The sequence below is a fragment of the Prevotella phocaeensis genome, from assembly GCF_900065875.1.
In the GTDB taxonomy this organism is placed as follows: domain Bacteria; phylum Bacteroidota; class Bacteroidia; order Bacteroidales; family Bacteroidaceae; genus Prevotella; species Prevotella phocaeensis.
On the sequence record NZ_LT160622.1, the window covers coordinates 26,079 to 45,347 of the forward strand.

Here is a 19,269-nt window from a genome sequence, read left to right on the forward strand (position 1 = left end):
AGATTTCGCACGCCTGCACTTTATGCAGAGAAAGCCGGCAGGTGGGGCCTTGGTCTTTTAGCATGCCTGTCTGAGCACTTCAGACGGCATGTCCTACGCGATCAGAACATATATCTGCTGCCCTTACAGGGCATATCCGTATTCGCAAGGCGCGAGATGCCGGTTGTCAAAACCACAGCATCGGCAGGAAGCCACAGCATCCGGAATCAGCATTCCGCACAATATTTATTACTATCTATTAAACTTTTAAACCAAAATGAAAAACCTTAAACGACAAACAAACTTGGGCAGAAGGAGATTTGCATTGCTCCTTCTTGCCTGTCTGCTCGGAACAAGCGTTCCTTTGGCAGCAGTAAATTCTCTGCACGGCAATGCCGAACGGCAGCAGCAGGCGCAGAAGAGGGTGACGGGAATCGTGCTCGATGAAAACGGCGAGGCTGTGGTCGGAGCCAGTGTCTATGCGAAAGGGACGAAAAGCGGGGGCGTCACCGATCTGGACGGACGGTTCTCGCTGCAGGCAGACGACGGCGCAACGCTCGTCGTGTCTTATCTGGGCTACGAAACCGCAGAGGTCTCTGTCGGCGCGAGGAGCACCGTCAGAGTGGTATTGAAGCCCATTTCATCGGAATTGAACGAAGTCGTCGTGACGGCTTTAGGCATCAAACGCGAGAAGAAGGCCTTGGGCTACGCCATGCAAGAAGTAAACACGAGCGCGCTCACAGAGAACAAATCGCAGAGCGTGTCGAACATGCTGCAGGGCAAAGTTGCGGGCGTTCAGATCGCTCAGTCGGGTACCGGCTTGGGTGGTTCCACACGCATTATCATGCGAGGGCTCAACTCTCTGAGCGGCAACAACCAGCCGCTGTGGGTGGTAGACGGTCTTCCCATCAACGACGGCACTATGGAACAGGCCGACCAGTGGGGCGGCAGCGACTATGCAGGGGCGGCATCAGAGATCAATCCGGAAGACATCGAGAGCATATCGGTGCTGAAAGGAGCCAATGCAGCAGCCCTCTACGGCTCTCGTGCACAGAACGGTGCCATTGTTATCACCACTAAGAAAGGTCGGCAGGGGCAACCTCTGACGCTGGAATATAACGGAAATCTCAGCATTTCAAGCGTCTATTCGCCCTACGATTACCAGAATGTTTACGGCCAAGGTTCGGGCGGCACGTACGACATAAGGTCGCAAATGAGCTGGGGACCTAAGATGGAAGGCCAGCAAATAGACAACTGGCGGCAGGTGTTGTATGGCGATAGCCGTTACACTTCGTATGCGCTGACGCCGCAGAAAGACTATATCAAGGATTTCTACGAAACCGGCGTAACCTATACCAATACGGTCACGGCGTCTGCCGGAGGCGAATTTCTGTCGGGACGCCTGTCGTTTACCGACTCCAGAGCCGACGACATCGTGCCCAACTATAAGCAAAACCGCCAGTATTTCAGCCTGAACACCGAGTTCAAGAATAAGAACCTGACCATCGGGGCCAAGATGAATTACATGCGTGAGCTTACTTTCAATCGCCCCGGACAGGGCGAATACGGGCTGATGGTACAGCTGGTGAAGATGCCGAGAGGTATCCGTCTTGCCGATCTGAAGAACCCGCGCGGCACGGGAAGCTATATTAATAATGCCGTAAACTGGTCGGGGCCGAGCGATAACTACGCCAATCCTTATGCCTTGACGGATGAGGAAAACGGCAGCAGAATGGAACGCAACCGCATTATAGGGCAGCTCAGCGCGTCGTATCAGTTCACAGATTGGCTTCGTCTCACGGGGCGGGCGGGCGTAGACTGGTATAACGACCATCTTAAGAACTACAATGCGCTGCCCGACCCCACGTCTACGGCATCGCAATATCTTAACAGCACGCTCACCAACAAGGAGTTCAATGCCGACCTTATTCTGTATTTCGACAAAACGTTTGGCGATTTTTCTGTAAATGCAAACCTCGGAACATCGGTCATGAATATGAAGTATGAGAGCCTGTACGGTTCATCCGGCCTGTTTGCCATACCGCGCGTGAAGAACTTGGCCAACGGTCTTACCCAGACAACGGGCGAAGGTTATTCGAAAAAAGAAATACAGTCGGTATTCTTCGGTGCTACGTTGGGCTACAAAAACATGGTATATCTCGACGTTACGGGGCGCAACGACTGGTCGTCTACGCTGCCCCGAAACAACCGTTCTTACTTCTATCCTTCGGTTAGTGCCAGCGTTATCCTGTCGCAGATGCTGAAACTGCCCGGGGGGGTGAACTACTGGAAGGTGCGCGGATCGCTTGCGCAAGTGGGCAACGACACCGATCCCTACAAGCTGGCCACCTACTATTACCTTTGGACATCGGGCGATAAGAACGATCCTGAGGGCGATAAAGTGAACCCGAACATCATTAAAGAGTATATCGGTAAGATCAAATCATTGGAAAATCTCAAGCCTGAATCCACCGTATCGGGTGAAATCGGCACGGAAGCACGTTTCTTCGACAACCGTTTGGGCATAGATTTTACATACTATTCCACCACAACCAAGAACCAAATATTGAGTGTCGATATGCCCGGATCATCCGGTTATACGCAGAAGTTGATCAACGCCGGCAAGATTAAGAGCCACGGATACGAGCTGATGCTTACGGGAACACCGGTCAAGACCAAGGACTGGAACTGGGACATCAGTCTGAACTGGGGACTTAACCGTACGCGCTGCGAGTCGTTAGACCGTGAAATCTCGCGCTTTACACTCGGCGAAATTCGTTCTGGGAGCGTGGTCGTAGAGTCGGGAGGCAAATACGGAAACATTATCGGAAAGGCTTACAAACGCGATGATCAAGGACGAATTGTGGTAGATGACAATGGGTTACCCCAAAGTGTATCCGACCAAGTCATCGGAAATATGCTCCCTAATTGGACGGGTTCTATAGGCAATACGCTTCGATATAAAGACTTTATGCTTTCGGCTTTGGTAGATGTAAGGCAGGGAGGCGACTTTATTTCGAACACCGACAATTATGCCTGTCAGCAGGGAACAGCCGCCCGTACGCTTTACGGACGCGAAAACGGACAGCAGATCGTTGTAGACGGCGTAACTGAAAGCGGGCAACAAAACACCAAGGGCGTAAGTGCAGAGAACTATTGGACAAAGGTTGCCGGTCCCGACGGTATCATGGAAGAGTTTGTTTATAAAGGTTCGTATGTAAAGATGCGCGAACTTTCTCTCGGTTATATTCTTCCGCAAGCGTGGTTCCGCAACACTCCGATAAAGTATGTAAAGGTATCTTTAGTCGGTCGCGACCTGTTCTATTTCTATAAGGCGGCTCCCGTCAATCCCGAAGGTGCATTCTCCCGCAACGATTATGCACAGGCATTCGAGCTGGCATCTATGCCTCCGACGCGAAGCTATGGTATTTCTCTCAACATTAAATTCTAAAACAAGCACGATCATGAAATGCAATATCATTAAAACAATGGGGCTTGCTCTTGCTGTATGCGGAGTCGGCGTGAGCTGTACGGATTCTTTCGACTCGATGAACAGCGATCCTATGGGTATCACATCGGGCAATCCTGATTACATGATGCCCTATATCCAAGAGCAGGGAGCACGCATTGCTTCTTGGGAATATCAGGTGGGAGATAATCTCCACACTAATCTTTATGCACAGTATTTCGCCAATTCGGCCGCTTATTTCTCGTCAGACAGCTACTCGTATAAAAGCAATTGGGTGACCGACGGTTTCTGGAACTCTTATTATGTGGGCGTTCTGAAACAGTTTAAGAAGGCGAAAGAAATTACTGAAGCACGGCCCGAATATGGCAATATCCTGCAAACTATGCGAATATTCACCGCCCGTTGCACGGCTCAAACTACGGATATTTTCGGCGACATTCCCTATACGGAGGGAGCAGAGGGCAGCAGTCAGGCTAAATATGATAGTCAGCAGAGCATCTATACGGCGATATTCAAGGAACTGACAGAAGCAGTAGACTCCTTGAATGCCAATCTTACGAATGCTTCGATGGTGACATACAAGGCTAACCAAGACCTTATTTTCGACGGAGACCTCGGTAAATGGATCAAATTGGCCAACTCTTTGCGCCTTCGTTATGCGTTGCGATTGGCTTACATCGATCCGGAAACGGCCAAGAAAGAGGGCGAAGCCGCGCTTGCAGCTACCGGCGGACTGATGAGCAGCAACCAAGATAATGCAGGAGTTTATATCTCCGGAACAGGTGCCAACGGCTGGCCACTGTTCCAGATATCGGGTTGGGGCGAGTTCTGTATGAGCAAAACAATGGAAAATATGCTGAAACAAACGAGCTCGGTGCAAGATCCACGCACGGCGCTTTGGTTCGGTCACACGGAAACATCTACCGCCGCAGCTCCTAAGTTTGCAGGCATTCCTAACGGATTGGCATCGGAAGACATTGCTACATATCCCGACAAATCGTACGTATGGGGCTTGCAAACCTTGCCGGCATGGAACAGTAAAGACGACAAAACTACTTCTTTCAACGTTGCCAAACGGCAGAAAGTGATGGAATATGCCGAGGTTTGCTTCCTTAAAGCAGAGGCCTCTCTGCGCGGCTGGACAGGTGCAGGCACGGCAGAAGATGAGTATTTGAAAGGCATACAGGCCTCGTTCGATGCCGAACGTGCCGATGTAGCCAGCACACTTTATAGTACGGCCGATGATAATACTTACAAGACGACGGGCTCAGTAGCATGGAGTTCGCAATCTACACAGGAAGGACATCTGCGACAGATCATCACTCAAAAGTGGCTTGCACTATATCCCGACGGCGTAGAAGCATGGAGCGAATTCCGTCGCACGGGCTATCCGTCGCTTACGCCTGTAGCTGTAAGCCTTAATTCGGCTATCAACGTGGCCAACGGAGAGTTCGTAAAGAAGTTGCGCTATACCGATACGGAACTGCGAGAGAATCCTAACGCCAAAGCTGCAACGCTCAACAACGGCAAAGGGGATGGCATGAATGTACGCGTATGGTGGGACACGGGGCGCTACAAATAAACATTCCATAACCTTTATACAGACGTTTCGCATGTGCGGGCGGCATGCAATATATTGCGTGCTGCCCGCATCGTATCGGTATAATATAACAAGATGTTACCGATATCAAAAGAACTTTTGTCTTTTATTTTTTTATCCTATTTGTTTCAACAAGTAGGCACATTTCTCCGGATTACCGAGTGTTTTACCCTTATCACACGACAATTTTACGCAATCGTGCCACTCTCTGTTCTCGGTAATGCGACTTCGCGTGAGCTTTACAACTATATTCATGGGCTCGCAGTTCTCCACATCACAGGTGAGGAAAGTACCCATACCATAGCTGTCTTGCATACGTCCGTCGACAAACCGGTGCAGTTCGATGGCACGTTTTATATTAAGACCGTTGCTGAAAACCACTTGTTTGGTAGACGGATCTATGCCCAAGCTCTTATATTTCTCGATAATCTTCTCCGTTTGTTCCTCTTCAATGCCGCTATCCACGCGCAGTCCTACAAACATCATGGCCATACGTTTAGACAGATTATTAAAGAAAACGCGATCGCCAAAGCAATCATAAAGGTATATACCGTTATCTCCGTCGTAAACATCGCTGAACTTACGCATCACGTTGAAATTACATTCGAACACTCCGCTTACGTTCTCCTCGAACTCAATGAGCTGATGACTCATGGTACCGATGGGCGTCAGCCCATATTTCATGGCAAAATATACGTTGCTGGTGCCCGTAAATCGGCCCGTCCACGGATAATGTACGCCGTCTTCATCGTAGCCCTCCTGCTCGTACACCTCCTTCATGGTACGTATCACCATGTCGTGATGGTCGAACGAAAGGCGCCTACGTGTGCCCATATCGCCCAGCACAATGCCGTTTCGGAGTATCTCCTTCGTCTTCCGGACAGCCCGCTCATGCTCGTTTTTCGGATCGTATCGCTCTATTTCTCCGCGCAGTGTGTGCATTAGTTCCGATACGATGGAGAGGATAGGCATTTCCCACATGATGGTCGAATACCACTTTCCACGCACCGATATATCAAGATGACCTTCCTCATCCTGCGATACCGAAACCTCATGAGGGTTGAACCGATAGCCTCGCAAGAAAGTAAAATACCATTCGGGCAGGTAATACATCTTGCGTTTCATGAACGCAATCTCCTCCGAAGTTATCATTACGTGTGGCATCAGTCCTAGCTGTTCCTTCACTAACTCGCCGAACCCTTTGGGATACCGCGTCTTGTTACGGTCGAAAAACGTATATTCTACCTCTGCGCGAGGGTAAGTCTGCAGCACGTAGTACTGACAACTGAACGTGTAGGCATCGTTGTCTGTAAAGTGATTGATGATTTGTCGCATGTATTATGAATGTATTTTACCGTTTCTCCGATAAGTGTCCGGGCAGAACAGCGATACACTGTTTGAACGCCGGATACGGGGCAAAGATACAACATATTTCCGATAAACGGCCGAAATCTTACATTTTCGTTATCGTTAAACCGCAAATGTATTATCAAACTTTAACGCGTGTTTGCCGTATAATCGGAGCGAAAAGAGTATCTTCGCTCTGTAAACATTCAAAATATCAGTAATTATGACGTCAGCAAAAGTAACTTATCAAGGTAAATACCGTTTCGAATCGGTGTACCTTAAATCCGGAGATGAGATACACACCGATGCCTCTCAAGACAGTGGCGGCGAAGGTTTTCATCCAACGCCCGTACATGTTTTGGCGATCGCATTGGCCACCTGTGCCATGACCACCATGGCTATGGGCGTAGAAAAACATGGGGATAGTTTTAATGGATGCTATGCGGAAATCGGCAATATAGAGGAAGATGATGAGAAAGTTACGGTTTCTAAAATAACGATAACATTCCATCTGAAAGCCTCGTACAACGATGCTATGCGCAAACGCATCGAGGCCTATGCGCGCAAAGGTTGCTATGTGGGCAACAGTCTCACGGCGGAAAAGAACTTTATTTATCTCTACGAATAGCTTTACCTGTAGATAGAAGACCAGATAGAATGGCAGTCTGTCTGTATTATTCCATAGTTCTATAAACGATATAGGCAACGTGTACGCAACATAGTTGTACCATTTTTATGTCGTTTACGGAATAAGTTGTACCTTTGTATGCACATTATCTATAGTCATTTTTATGGAACAAAGACTGGTTATCTATAATACTCTTTCACGAAAGAAGGAGGTATTCAAGCCGTTGCATGCACCTAATGTGGGCATGTATGTATGCGGTCCGACGGTTTACGGCGATCCCCATTTGGGACATGCGCGCCCTGCAATCACGTTCGACATACTTTTCCGCTATCTCAAGCATCTGGGTTATAAGGTACGCTACGTGCGCAATATTACCGATGTGGGGCATCTTGAGCACGATGCCGACGAGGGAGACGACAAGATAGAGAAGAAAGCACGCCTCGAACAGCTGGAACCTATGGAGATTGCACAGCATTATGCAAACAGTTACCATGCCGCCATGGACGCGCTCAATGTACTTCCGCCGAGCATAGAACCCCGTGCCACCGGTCATATCATAGAGCAAGAAGAGCTCGTGAACGAGATTTTAAAGAACGGATATGCCTACGAAAGCAACGGTTCTATTTACTTCGACATCGAGAAATACAATAAAAAACATCGGTATGGCATACTGTCTGGGCGCAATCTCGACGACGTTATCAACAACAGCAGGGCACTTGAAGGCGTGGAAGAGAAGCATAATCAGGCCGATTTTGCCTTATGGAAAAAGGCACAGCCCGAACATATAATGCGATGGCCCAGCCCATGGAGCGACGGTTTCCCGGGCTGGCATTGCGAGTGTACGGCTATGGGGCGCAAATATCTGGGCAATCATTTCGACATACACGGCGGAGGTATGGACCTGATATTCCCCCACCACGAGTGCGAGATAGCACAGGCAGTAGCCTCGCAAGGCGATCAGATGGTGCATTACTGGATGCATAACAACATGATAACCATCAACGGACAGAAGATGGGCAAGAGTCTTGGCAACTTCATCACGCTGGAACAGTTCTTTAAAGGTACGCACGAAAGCCTTTCGCAAGCCTATTCGCCGATGACGATACGCTTCTTTATCCTCTCTGCACACTACCGCGGAACGGTCGATTTCTCGAATGAAGCGCTCATAGCAAGTGCAAAAGGGTTCGACAGATTGATAACGGGTATTGCCGACATAGCGCGTGTACCCGTGTCGAACGAAAGCGATGAGGGTGTAAAACAGTTCGTCGGCGAGCTTCGCCAGAAGTGTTACGAAGCCATGAACGATGATCTTCAGACACCTACCGTTATCAGCAATCTCTTCGAGGCATGCCATGTAATCAACTCGCTGCTCGACCATAAGGCACGCATCTCTGCCACCGATCTGGCCGATCTGGCCGATACGATGCACTTATTTGCCCTTGATATCTTGGGATTAAAGAGCGAGAAAGGGATTAACAACGATGCCCGAGAGGCGTCATACGGCAAAGTAGTAGACATGGTTCTCGCTTTAAGAGCCAAAGCAAAGCAGAATAAAGACTGGACAACCAGCGATCAAATACGCGATGCCTTGGCTGAAGCCGGCTTTGAAGTAAAAGATACCAAAGACGGGGTAACGTGGAAGCTGAATAAGTAAACACGCACAACAGAACGAAATGCCACATCTAACGGACGTAGGTGTGGCATTTATCGTGCTTACACCTTATCTGTATGGATAACGGGCGGTATGTCTACCGTACCCGGAAGCCTGTTGTTACAATCATTCTTCATTCTTTCGTTTGCCGTTCAAACAATCTGAATTTACTACAAAAGCGAGTTTGATTTGCTACAGAAGCAATTGAGAATACGTCGAGTACATGCAAATTGCAATTATTGTCCGTTCGCTTGTTTCTTACAAAAGTTTTCCCTACCTTTGCAACAGACAGGTACCGTACTCCTGACAAATAACGAATTAGATAATTAACTAATACCCTATCATGAAAAAAACAATCGTTATATTTCTGTTATTCGCACTGTATGGCACGGTGCGGGCCGACATCCGTTCGGGCCACATTTACAAAATAGTGCCGGCAACCGATAAAAACAAGTCGGTTTTCATAACCAACTCTTCGCTCGAGAACCATGCCAAAGCGGTGTTATGGACGTATACCGACGTGCCTTCGCAGCAGTGGGAAGCTGTGCAAAATGCCGACGCATCGTTCTCGTTCCGCAATGTTTACACAGGTAAGTATCTTAGTAGGAACGGGAATTTGGCTGCTTCGGCGGAGATATATCAGGCGATAAGCGCCGCCGTATCGGCAGCTAAGTGGAATGTTATGGCTGTTCAAAGCGATAATAACCTATATACATTGGCGCAAAGCGGTACAACCGGTACCTTTTGTCTTGCCATATCGAACACTTCCGACGGCTCCCCGCTCGTCTTGTCGGCAATGAAGACGGGCGACGACGCGAACCTCGGGCAGTGGTACCTCGAAGAGGTAACGCCGGTGAAAGGGCCCGATGGCGCCGTTCGCACCCGCATCATGAACGGATGGCTCGATAAGTTCAAGCGCATGCGCGGTACCTATCTCTCGCTTGGAACGGGCGGAACATGGGGCGATGCAGAGATGATGGAAACGTTGCTCGATGCGTACGAGACCACCGGCAATGCCGAATATATCGATATATTTAATAAAGTATTCGGCTATTTTCATAAGAATGTGGGCGATACTTGGAACAAGTTGGTGTTCTCATTGGCCTATAAATGGTACGGACACGACTTTAACGACGATGTTATGTGGATGGTTCTCGCCTCGATAAGAGCCTACATGCTTACGGGAAATACAACATATCGCGACTATGCAAAGCGAAACTTCGACCTTATCTATACCCGTTCGCTCAATCAGTGGGGCATGCTAAGATGGGCGGAAAAGACAGGTAACAGGAACGGAACCAACTCCTGTATCAACGGACCTGCCGAGGTAGCGGCATGTTATATAGCTTCTGCCACGGGTGATGATAGCTATTTTGAGAAGGCGCGTGCCCTTTATAATCGGCAGAGGCGCTACCTTTTCAACGCACAGACGGGACAGGTATACGACTCGTTCGTATGGGATGAGACCGCTAATTTGCCTTCTTCCGACAACAACAGGTGGGCTTCGACCTACAATCAGGGTACAATGCTCGGCGCTGCAGTGCTGCTCTATAACCATTACGGCGACGATATGTACCGGCAAGATGCAGAGAAGATAATGGATTACACGGTAAAGAAACTCTGCAACAGCGACGGTATTATCAATGTATGTCAGGTGGTCGACGGCGATCTATGCGGTTTCAAGGGCATACTGATGCGCTACGTACGCAGGTTCATCGTAGACATGAACAAGCCCGAATATGTGGAATGGATGCAGAAGAATGCCATGCAAGCCTACTGTAATATGAACTCTGATGGCGTTATTTGTTCGGCATGGCTCACGAAATCGGCCGAAGATTATAAGTTCGGCGATAAGAGTTTCGCCGGTGAACCTTTCGGTTGTTCCACCGCCGTATCGGCTGCGTTCAACACACCTCTTAGTGCCGACAGGATTGTAAAGGATGCCTACGCCAAGATAAAGGCCGAAGAATTCGATTACCTGCGCGGCATAAGCGTGGTGGCAGGTACGGCCGGCGATAATAGTAGTGAGGTATCGGGCATTTCTAACGGCCGTTTCACCGTATATAATAATGTGAACTTTGGAAATAGAACTGCCACCTCGGCAGCTTTCAGAGTATCGGAACCAAGCTCGTCGACTCTCGTTTGCGCCATCGAAATACATCTCGACAGCATCAATGGTGCCTGCATAGGAACGGTATCGGTACCCAATACCGCCGGTTGGAAGACTGTTAAAGCCGATATTACGCCCACAGAAGGCATGCACAACGTGTATCTGAAATACGTAGATGCCTCGAACAGCGGCGTTACAGACTGCTTCCATCTCGATTATTTCTGCTTCGGTTCGGCAAATACGCCCATCATGAGCGATATAACCGATAATGGCGGCAGGCTTACATCGTCGGTCGGCAACACGAACATGCAGGCTCTTACGGATAATCATGCCACAACTGCCGTAACCGTGAGTACTAAGAAAGCGTGGTTCATGTACCGTTCACCGGCACCGGTAGTACTGAAAGGCTACGCTATAGGCAGCGCTTCGGGCGATAATTCGGAGGACTTGAAGGCGTGGACGCTGCTTGCATCGGCGGATGGCGATACATGGACAGAACTCGATGTGCAAGAAGACGCTACTTTTCCGGCACGGTGTATGCTGAAATATTATACGGTGAACACCGACAGGGCATACACCTATTTCCGGCTGAACGTGCGGGCAAATAACGGAGGTACGGCCCTCAGCGCGAGCGAATGGCAATTATTGGGCACTTGCATCTTTGCCGACGACATTACGGCCGATGGGGGTACGCTTACTTCGGGCAATGCCTTGCTGACCGACAAGGACGCTTCTACAGTCGCAGGCGTTGCCGTCGGCGCGGCAGGAGCCATTGTGTACAAGGCGAAAGGCATGTATGTACCCGTGCGTTATAGTATGACTTCCGCAGCTACAGCAGGCACGCATGCCCCTTCGGAGTGGACGCTGTATGGCTCGCAAAACCGCACTGTTTGGACAATACTCGACAGACAAACGGAACAGGTATTCCCCGAGAACGGAATAACCCGATATTATAATGTGGATACACCTACTGCCTATCAGTATTACAAGCTACAGATAACTGCAACAGACGGGCATCCTAATGCCGATATAGCCGAGTTTCAGCTGTTCGGCAACCTTGCCGCATCAGCCGTATTATATAATGATATAACCAAAAACGGCGGTAAACTGTCGGCTTCGGGCGGTGCTGAACACAACGAACTAACGGCGCTTATCGACAACAATCCGCAATCTGTTGCGGTTATACCTTTCGATCATGGGGCGTGGATACAATACGAATCGCCGATACCCGTCTGCCTTTCGGCTTATACATTGTGCAGCGGTTACGAAAACACGAAGAGTCCGCACACGTGGTCTTTACAGGCTTCGAACGACGGAACCACATGGAAGAGCCTCGACGAGCGCCCTATAGTGTCGTTCAGCGGCAAGGCCGTCTGCCGTACTTATCCGGTTACAGGCACTGGCAAATACAGATATTTCCGTTTCAATATAGATAATCTCTCGAATGCCTCGGCAAACGAGACCGTTATCGGCGAGATACAATTGCACGGACTGTGCCTTTCAAACAACGATTTAACGGCAAACAACGGCGTTAAGTCGGCAGAAGTACCCGGCGTAAAAGCCAGTGAAGGCTACACGATGATATTCGATAAGTCGGCTGAAACGAAGTATTGTTTCCCTTTCTACGGCTCTTCGTGGACGATGTATGAGGCTCCGTCGAAGATAAAAGTCGATTTGTACAGCATAACATCGGCAAACGACGATGATACACGCGATCCGAAAGCATGGCAGCTCGAGGCTTCGAACGACGGAAACGAGTGGGTTGTACTTGACAGGCGCAACAACCAATCGTTCTACAACCGCAAGATTACCCAGTTTTACGGTTTCGACAACACGGCCGAATATAAGTTTTATCGCCTGCAACTTACGGCGAATAACGGTAGTCCCGACTGCCAGTTGGCCGACTGGCAGCTATTCTTTTCGGATACGCCCGCTACGGGTATCGCCGATAGGGCGTGGATAAATACCGAGAGCAGCGTATATACGAACTCGATAACCGGCAACCTTAGTGTTCGTACTCCTACCTCTGCGGCAGTAGAAATTTATACTTTAAAGGGACAGATGGTATACAGGACGCATGTAAATGCCGGCCGTCATAAGATTCCTTTCGGCGGCTATGCCCATGGGATATATCTCGTAAAACTGATGATGGGCGGAAAAATAAAGACCGTGAAGATCGTAAAATAAGGGTATATTCTATTCATGCTGTTACCACAAATGGGCAGAGGCAGCGACAGACAGGCCGTTTATCGTACATAAACATGACACCTGTTAGCGACAGACAGACCATTTGTTTGTAACAGGGTATATTTTTTGAAAAAACAGGTGAAAAATATACCTTATTTTATTTTGCATTCTCAAATATATTTTCCACCTTTGCATGGCGAATACTAATCTAATCTAAATACTTTATGGCAGAAGAACTGGATGTAAAAGAATTAGAACATGTGGTCGTACGTTTCTCGGGTGATTCCGGCGACGGCATGCAACTCGCGGGAAACATATTCTCAACAATATCGGCAACAGTGGGGAATGGCATTTCTACATTCCCCGACTATCCGGCCGACATACGCGCCCCGCAAGGTTCATTGACGGGGGTTTCAGGCTTTCAAGTACACATCGGAGAGGGACGCATATACACTCCGGGCGACAGATGCGACGTGCTCGTGGCCATGAATGCGGCCGCTCTGATGACGCAATACAGATACTGTAAGCCTCAAGCAACCATCATCATCGACACCGACAGCTTCGGTCCGAACGATTTAAAGAAGGCGAAGTTTACCGGCGACGACTATTTGGGAGAGCTCGGAATAGACTCTGATCGGGTGGTAGCCTGCCCGATTACCAAGATGGTAAAGGACTGCTTGTCCGACTGCGGCATGGATAATAAGGCGATACTCAAGTGCCGTAACATGTTTGCATTGGGCTTGGTGTGCTGGTTGTTCAACCGTGATCTGTCGCTGGTAGAACACTTTCTCCGCGATAAGTTTGCCAAAAAGCCCGCCTTGGCCGAGAATAATATCAAGGTAGTGAATGCAGGTTACGATTACGGACATAACACGCATTCGTCTGTTCCGGCCACTTATCGCATAGAATCCAAGGTAAAACAGCCCGGCAGATATATGGACATCACGGGCAACAAGGCCACGGCATACGGGCTGATTGCCGCTGCCGAGAAAGCCGGGCTGAAGCTGTTCCTCGGCTCCTACCCTATTACGCCGGCAACGGATATACTACACGAGTTATCCAAGCATAAGTCGTGCGGGGTGATTACAGTACAATGCGAGGACGAAATATCAGGGTGTGCCAGCGCTGTAGGGGCTTCTTTCGCGGGCGCTCTTGCCGCTACATCTACGTCGGGGCCGGGTATTTGTCTTAAATCAGAGGCCATCAATCTGGCCGTGATAGACGAACTACCGCTCGTAATTATCGATGTACAGCGCGGAGGACCGTCTACCGGTCTGCCTACAAAGAGCGAACAAACCGATTTGCTGCAAGCTCTATACGGCCGAAACGGCGAAAGTCCGATGCCGGTTATAGCTGCTACGAGCCCTACCAACTGCTTTGAAGCCGCCTACATGGCCGCTAAAATTGCGCTGGAACACCTTACACCGGTGATACTCCTAACAGATGCCTTTATTGCCAACGGCTCCTCGGCATGGAAGCTACCCAAGATGGCCGACTTACCCGACATACACCCCCATTACGTAAACGCCGAACAGAAGTACAAGTACACGCCTTATAAGCGCGATGAGTATACACATGTGCGTTATTGGGCTATCCCCGGACAGGAAGGATACGAGCATATATTGGGCGGATTAGAGAAAGATGGCGAGACCGGAGCTATCTCTACGGAGCCCGAAAACCACGATCTGATGGACAGACTGCGCTTTGAGAAGGTGGCTAAAATACCCGTTCCCGACCTGCAGGTAGAGGGTGATGCCGACGATGCCGAACTACTTATCGTGGGTTTCGGCAGCACCTACGGTCATTTATATTCGGCCATGCAGGAAATGAGAAGGAAAGGCAAAAAGATTGCCTTGGCACAATTCGAGTACATCAATCCCCTTCCGGCAAATACGGCAGAGGTATTATTAAGGTATAAAAAGGTGGTGGTGGCCGAACAGAACCTCGGACAACTGGCCGCATTTCTCCGTATACGCATCAATGGCTTTGCACCTTACCAGTACGATCAGGTAAAGGGACAGCCTTTCGTGGTAAGTGAACTTGTGAAAGGCTTTGAACATGTGCTCGAAACAAATGGCATGGATAAAGGCAAGACCTTTAATGAACGGATTATAAAACTTTAAAACTAATCGTTATGACACAACATACAGCACAGGATTATAAAAAAGGGCAGCCCCGTTGGTGCCCGGGGTGCGGCGATCATTTCTTTCTGTCGTCTCTGCATAAGGTAATGGCCGAAATAGGCGTACCGCCCTACGAAACGGCCGTGATATCGGGCATAGGATGCTCGAGCCGCCTTCCTTATTACGTCAATACGTATGCCATGCAGACCATTCACGGGCGTGCAGCGGCCGTAGCCACAGGGGCCAAGGTGGTTAACCCCAAGCTCACGATATGGCAAATAAGCGGTGATGGCGACGGACTTGCCATTGGCGGTAACCATTTCATACATGCCATGCGCCGCAATGTAGACTTGAATATGATCCTACTCAACAACCGTATCTACGGTTTAACAAAGGGACAATACAGTCCGACGTCGCCTCGAGGCTTCGTGTCCAAGTCATCTCCGTTCGGTACAGTGGAGGATCCGTTCCGCCCGGCAGAGCTTTGTTTCGGTGCACGCGGTAGGTTTTTCGCCCGTGCAGTGGCCACCGACGGACCGCGAACCGTTGATGTGTTGAAAGCGGCATACTACCATAAAGGCGCTGCCGTATGCGAAATACTGCAACATTGCGTGATTTTTAACGATGGAGCCTATACTCCTGTGTACTCCAAAGACGGCAGAAAGATGAATGCCATCTACGTGGAACACGGCAAACCGCTTGTGTTCGGCGAGAATAATGAGTACGGACTGATGCAACAGGGCTTCGGTCTGAAGGTGGCAAAGCTCGGTGAAAACGGCATAACCATTGATGATATCCTCGTTCACGATGCCCATTGTGAAGACGATACGCTGCAACTGAAGCTCGCCATGATGGACAATGAGCACGGTTTCCCCGTTGCCTTGGGCGTGATAAGAGACGTTGAAGCTCCCGTATACGATGAGTGCGTGAATGCTCAGATAGAGGAAGTAAAGGCACAGAAGAAGTATCATACCTTCGAAGAACTGCTCGAGACCAACGAAATTTGGGAGGTGGAATAACGATAAAAGGAGGTAGAAACGAACATACGCCCCGAACCTGCAATGGTTTCGGGGCGTATGCGTATAAGATTTCAGTATTTAATAGCTGTTCGGTTGAATTTATATACTGAATATACATATATGAAAAACAGATCTCAATTACCGTTGTTTCGGCGGATACCGCCAATCGATAACGGGAATAAGTGAAGCATCTAAGGCGATTGGGGTATAAGGATAACGCCCTTACATATACTCCCTAATTACCTTAGGAACAGGGATTAGTTGAAGTGGTTAGAGCTTGTCGCCGTAACAAAGGTCGCCGGCATCGCCGAAACCCGGTACGATATATTTGTGTTCATTCATACCCGGATCGATTGCGGCGCACCATATAGTGGTCTTATCTTCAGGGAATGTCTTGCATATATGGTCTATACCTTCGGGCGTTGCAATAACACAAGCCACGTGAATACGCTTAGGTGTTCCTTTCGTAAGAAACGCCTTGTAGCCGAGTTCCATGCTTCCACCGGTAGCAAGCATCGGATCTGCAATGATCAGAGTCTTCTGATCGATGCTCGGAGTGGCGAGATATTCCACATGGATACCGACGTTATGGTGCTCGGCATCGGTATATTCGCGATACGCACTTACAAAAGCATTGCCCGCATGGTCGAATATATTCAGGAAACCATTATGAAACGGCAGCCCTGCACGGAATATCGTGGCAAGCACGATCTTATCTGTAGGAACATTAACCTTGGAGATACCGAGCGGTGTGGCAATCTCCTTAGACTCGTAATCGAGCGTCTTAGAGATTTCGAATGCCTCATATTCACCGATACGCTGGATGTTATTGCGGAATAGAAGGCGGTTCTTCTGGTATTCAACATCGCGCATTTCTGCAAGATACTGGTTGATAATCGAGTTTACTTCGCTGAAATTGATAATTTCCATTGTGTTAACTTTAGGGTACCGGGCATCAAGTAGTTGTTCTTTATCCGAAGTCTTTTGAAGGTGTCTCAGCCCGGTGTCTGGTACACACATCCAACTTTCAGCGTGCAAAATTATGAAAAATCCGTCTATTTTTGCCAAGTCTAAATTGCAAATATAGAAAGCTATTGCAAGATTTTAAATTCTTTAACCTAAAAAAAATAAGCAAAATGGATATTTATAAACCTATTCTTTGCAAAACGCAACATTTTTGTTAACTTTGTCGCCACTAAAAGGATAATTGCAAGAATTCATTTACAACTTAAATACATTTAGAAAAATGGCAAAGTTTGACAAGTCTGTATTAGAAAAGTATGGAATAACAGGTACCACTGAAGTTCTATACAATCCTTCTTATGAGGTACTCTTCAACGAAGAGACCAAGGAAGGTCTTAAAGGTTTTGAAGTAGGTCGCGAAACAGAACTCGGTGCTGTAAACGTAATGACAGGTATTTATACCGGTCGTTCTCCTAAAGATAAGTTCATCGTTGATGACGAGAATTCTCACGATACAGTATGGTGGACTTCCGAAGAATATAAAAATGACAACCACCGTGCAAGCAAAGAAGCGTGGAATGCGGTAAAAGAAATCGCGAAAAAAGAGCTTTCTAACAAGCGTTTGTTTGTTGTTGACGGCTTCTGCGGTACGCACAAAGATACACGTATGAAGGTTCGTTTCATCGTTGAAGTTGCTTGGCAAGCTCATTTTGTTACGAATATGTTCATTCGTCCCCAAAGTGAAGCCGACTTCGAACAGGAACCTGACTTCATTGTTTATAATGCATCCAAGGCTAAGGTTGAGAACTATAAGGAGCTAGGCCTAAACTCTGAGACTGCTGTCGTATTCAATGTAACCAGCAAGGAGCAAGTGATTATTAACACATGGTATGGAGGCGAGATGAAAAAAGGTATGTTCTCGATGATGAACTACTTCCTTCCGTTGAAAGGAATCGCCTCTATGCACTGCTCTGCCAATACCGATATGAACGGAGAGAATACTGCTATATTCTTCGGACTCTCAGGAACTGGTAAAACTACATTGTCTACCGATCCGAAACGCAAACTTATCGGAGACGATGAACACGGATGGGATGATAAAGGCGTATTCAACTTCGAAGGCGGTTGCTATGCAAAGGTAATCAACCTCGACAAGGAAGCTGAGCCCGATATTTATGGCGCTATTACACGTGATGCACTATTGGAAAATGTAACAGTAGACGCTAATGGCAAGATAGATTTCGCAGATAAGAGCGTTACAGAGAACACTCGTGTGTCTTATCCTATCTATCATATCAAGAATATTCAGCGCCCTGCTTCCGAAGGACCGGCTGCCAAGCAAGTTATCTTCCTATCGGCAGATGCATTCGGAGTACTTCCTCCGGTATCTATACTGAATGCCGAGCAAACCAAGTATTATTTCCTCTCCGGCTTCACAGCTAAGTTGGCAGGTACAGAGCGCGGCATCACCGAACCTACTCCTACATTCTCGGCTTGCTTCGGTCAGGCTTTTCTTGAGTTGCATCCTACAAAGTATGCAGAAGAGTTGGTAAAGAAGATGCAAAAGAGCGGTGCTAAGGCATATCTCGTTAATACCGGATGGAACGGAACAGGCAAGCGTATTTCTATCAAAGATACACGCGGCATTATCGATGCAATATTGAATCATTCTATCGATTCGGCACCAACAAAGACAATACCTTACTTCAATTTCGTCGTTCCCACGAAGTTGGAAGGCGTCGCTACCGACATTCTCGATCCTCGCGATACCTATGCAAACGCATCGCAGTGGGATGAGAAAGCTAAAGATCTTGCCTCACGCTTCATCAAGAACTTCCTGAAATATGAAGGCAACGAGGCTGGTAAGGCGCTTGTAGCTGCAGGTCCTCAGCTCTAATCTTTGATACTATTTATCAAATCATAGGCATAGGCTCACCTTCTCAGTAAGGTGAGCCTATTTCATTTTGTCCGCATACAGGCGGTTAACGCATTATTATTGACTTATATCAAAGAAAAAGGAAAATGATAAAAATGACATGCAGATGATTTGTACTTAATGGCAAAAACATTAATTTTGCACTTGTATTCGCGAGAATACAATTCATACAATAAGTTTTCATTAGGTTAGTAGTTTGATAGATTTTTTAAGGTAAAGATTATGTTATTAGATTTTGAAACAATCGTTGTGTCGGG

General features: G+C 48.2%; 10 protein-coding genes. 8 read left to right on the forward strand and 2 right to left on the reverse strand.

Annotation, left to right across the window (positions count from 1 at the left end; all coding sequences use genetic code 11):
- The first annotated feature begins 256 nt into the window (after window positions 1–256).
- Together BN3912_RS03465 and BN3912_RS03470 are read left to right on the forward strand one after the other, a co-directional pair.
- Entirely contained in the window at window positions 257–3,430 is a 3,174-nt protein-coding gene (locus BN3912_RS03465; protein WP_064972264.1) for a SusC/RagA family TonB-linked outer membrane protein, read from the forward strand.
- A gap of 13 nt (window positions 3,431–3,443) precedes the next feature.
- Window positions 3,444–5,030, forward strand: coding sequence for a SusD/RagB family nutrient-binding outer membrane lipoprotein (locus BN3912_RS03470; RefSeq protein WP_023984120.1), 1,587 nt, complete (start codon window positions 3,444–3,446; stop codon window positions 5,028–5,030).
- Window positions 5,031–5,162: 132 nt separating this feature from the next.
- Here BN3912_RS03470 and pncB read toward each other — a convergent pair whose 3' ends face one another.
- Window positions 5,163–6,383, reverse strand: coding sequence for a nicotinate phosphoribosyltransferase (gene pncB, locus BN3912_RS03475; protein ID WP_023984121.1), 1,221 nt, complete (start codon window positions 6,381–6,383; stop codon window positions 5,163–5,165).
- Between the two features lie 235 nt (window positions 6,384–6,618).
- On the opposite strand from pncB, the gene BN3912_RS03485 reads away from it, so the two are divergent.
- The 5 genes from BN3912_RS03485 (at window position 6,619) to BN3912_RS03505 (ending at window position 16,113) form a co-directional block, all read left to right on the forward strand.
- Window positions 6,619–7,023, forward strand: coding sequence for an OsmC family protein (locus BN3912_RS03485; protein WP_023984122.1), 405 nt, complete (start codon window positions 6,619–6,621; stop codon window positions 7,021–7,023).
- A gap of 163 nt (window positions 7,024–7,186) precedes the next feature.
- The gene (gene cysS, locus BN3912_RS03490) at window positions 7,187–8,677 is read left to right on the forward strand and encodes a cysteine--tRNA ligase (protein WP_023984123.1); all 1,491 of its coding nucleotides are present in this window, start codon (window positions 7,187–7,189) and stop codon (window positions 8,675–8,677) included.
- Between the two features lie 340 nt (window positions 8,678–9,017).
- On the forward strand, window positions 9,018–12,971 hold the full coding sequence (locus BN3912_RS03495) for a glycoside hydrolase family 76 protein (protein ID WP_023984124.1): 3,954 nt from the start codon (window positions 9,018–9,020) through the stop codon (window positions 12,969–12,971).
- 224 nt (window positions 12,972–13,195) lie between these two features.
- Window positions 13,196–15,094, forward strand: a complete 1,899-nt coding sequence (locus BN3912_RS03500; protein WP_023984125.1) for a 2-oxoacid:acceptor oxidoreductase subunit alpha — start codon at window positions 13,196–13,198, stop codon at window positions 15,092–15,094.
- 11 nt (window positions 15,095–15,105) lie between these two features.
- Complete coding sequence (locus tag BN3912_RS03505; RefSeq protein WP_023984126.1) at window positions 15,106–16,113, forward strand: 2-oxoacid:ferredoxin oxidoreductase subunit beta; 1,008 nt, start codon at window positions 15,106–15,108, stop codon at window positions 16,111–16,113.
- A 270-nt stretch (window positions 16,114–16,383) separates the two neighbouring features.
- On the opposite strand, the gene upp is transcribed toward BN3912_RS03505, so the two are convergent.
- Window positions 16,384–17,043 carry a uracil phosphoribosyltransferase gene (upp, locus tag BN3912_RS03510; protein WP_023984127.1) on the reverse strand — a complete coding sequence of 220 codons (660 nt, stop codon included), beginning with the start codon at window positions 17,041–17,043 and terminating at the stop codon, window positions 16,384–16,386.
- Window positions 17,044–17,359: 316 nt separating this feature from the next.
- Between upp and pckA the strand changes: the two genes are divergently transcribed.
- Window positions 17,360–18,973 carry a phosphoenolpyruvate carboxykinase (ATP) gene (gene pckA, locus BN3912_RS03515; RefSeq protein WP_023984128.1) on the forward strand — a complete coding sequence of 538 codons (1,614 nt, stop codon included), beginning with the start codon at window positions 17,360–17,362 and terminating at the stop codon, window positions 18,971–18,973.
- Window positions 18,974–19,269: the final 296 nt, after the last annotated feature.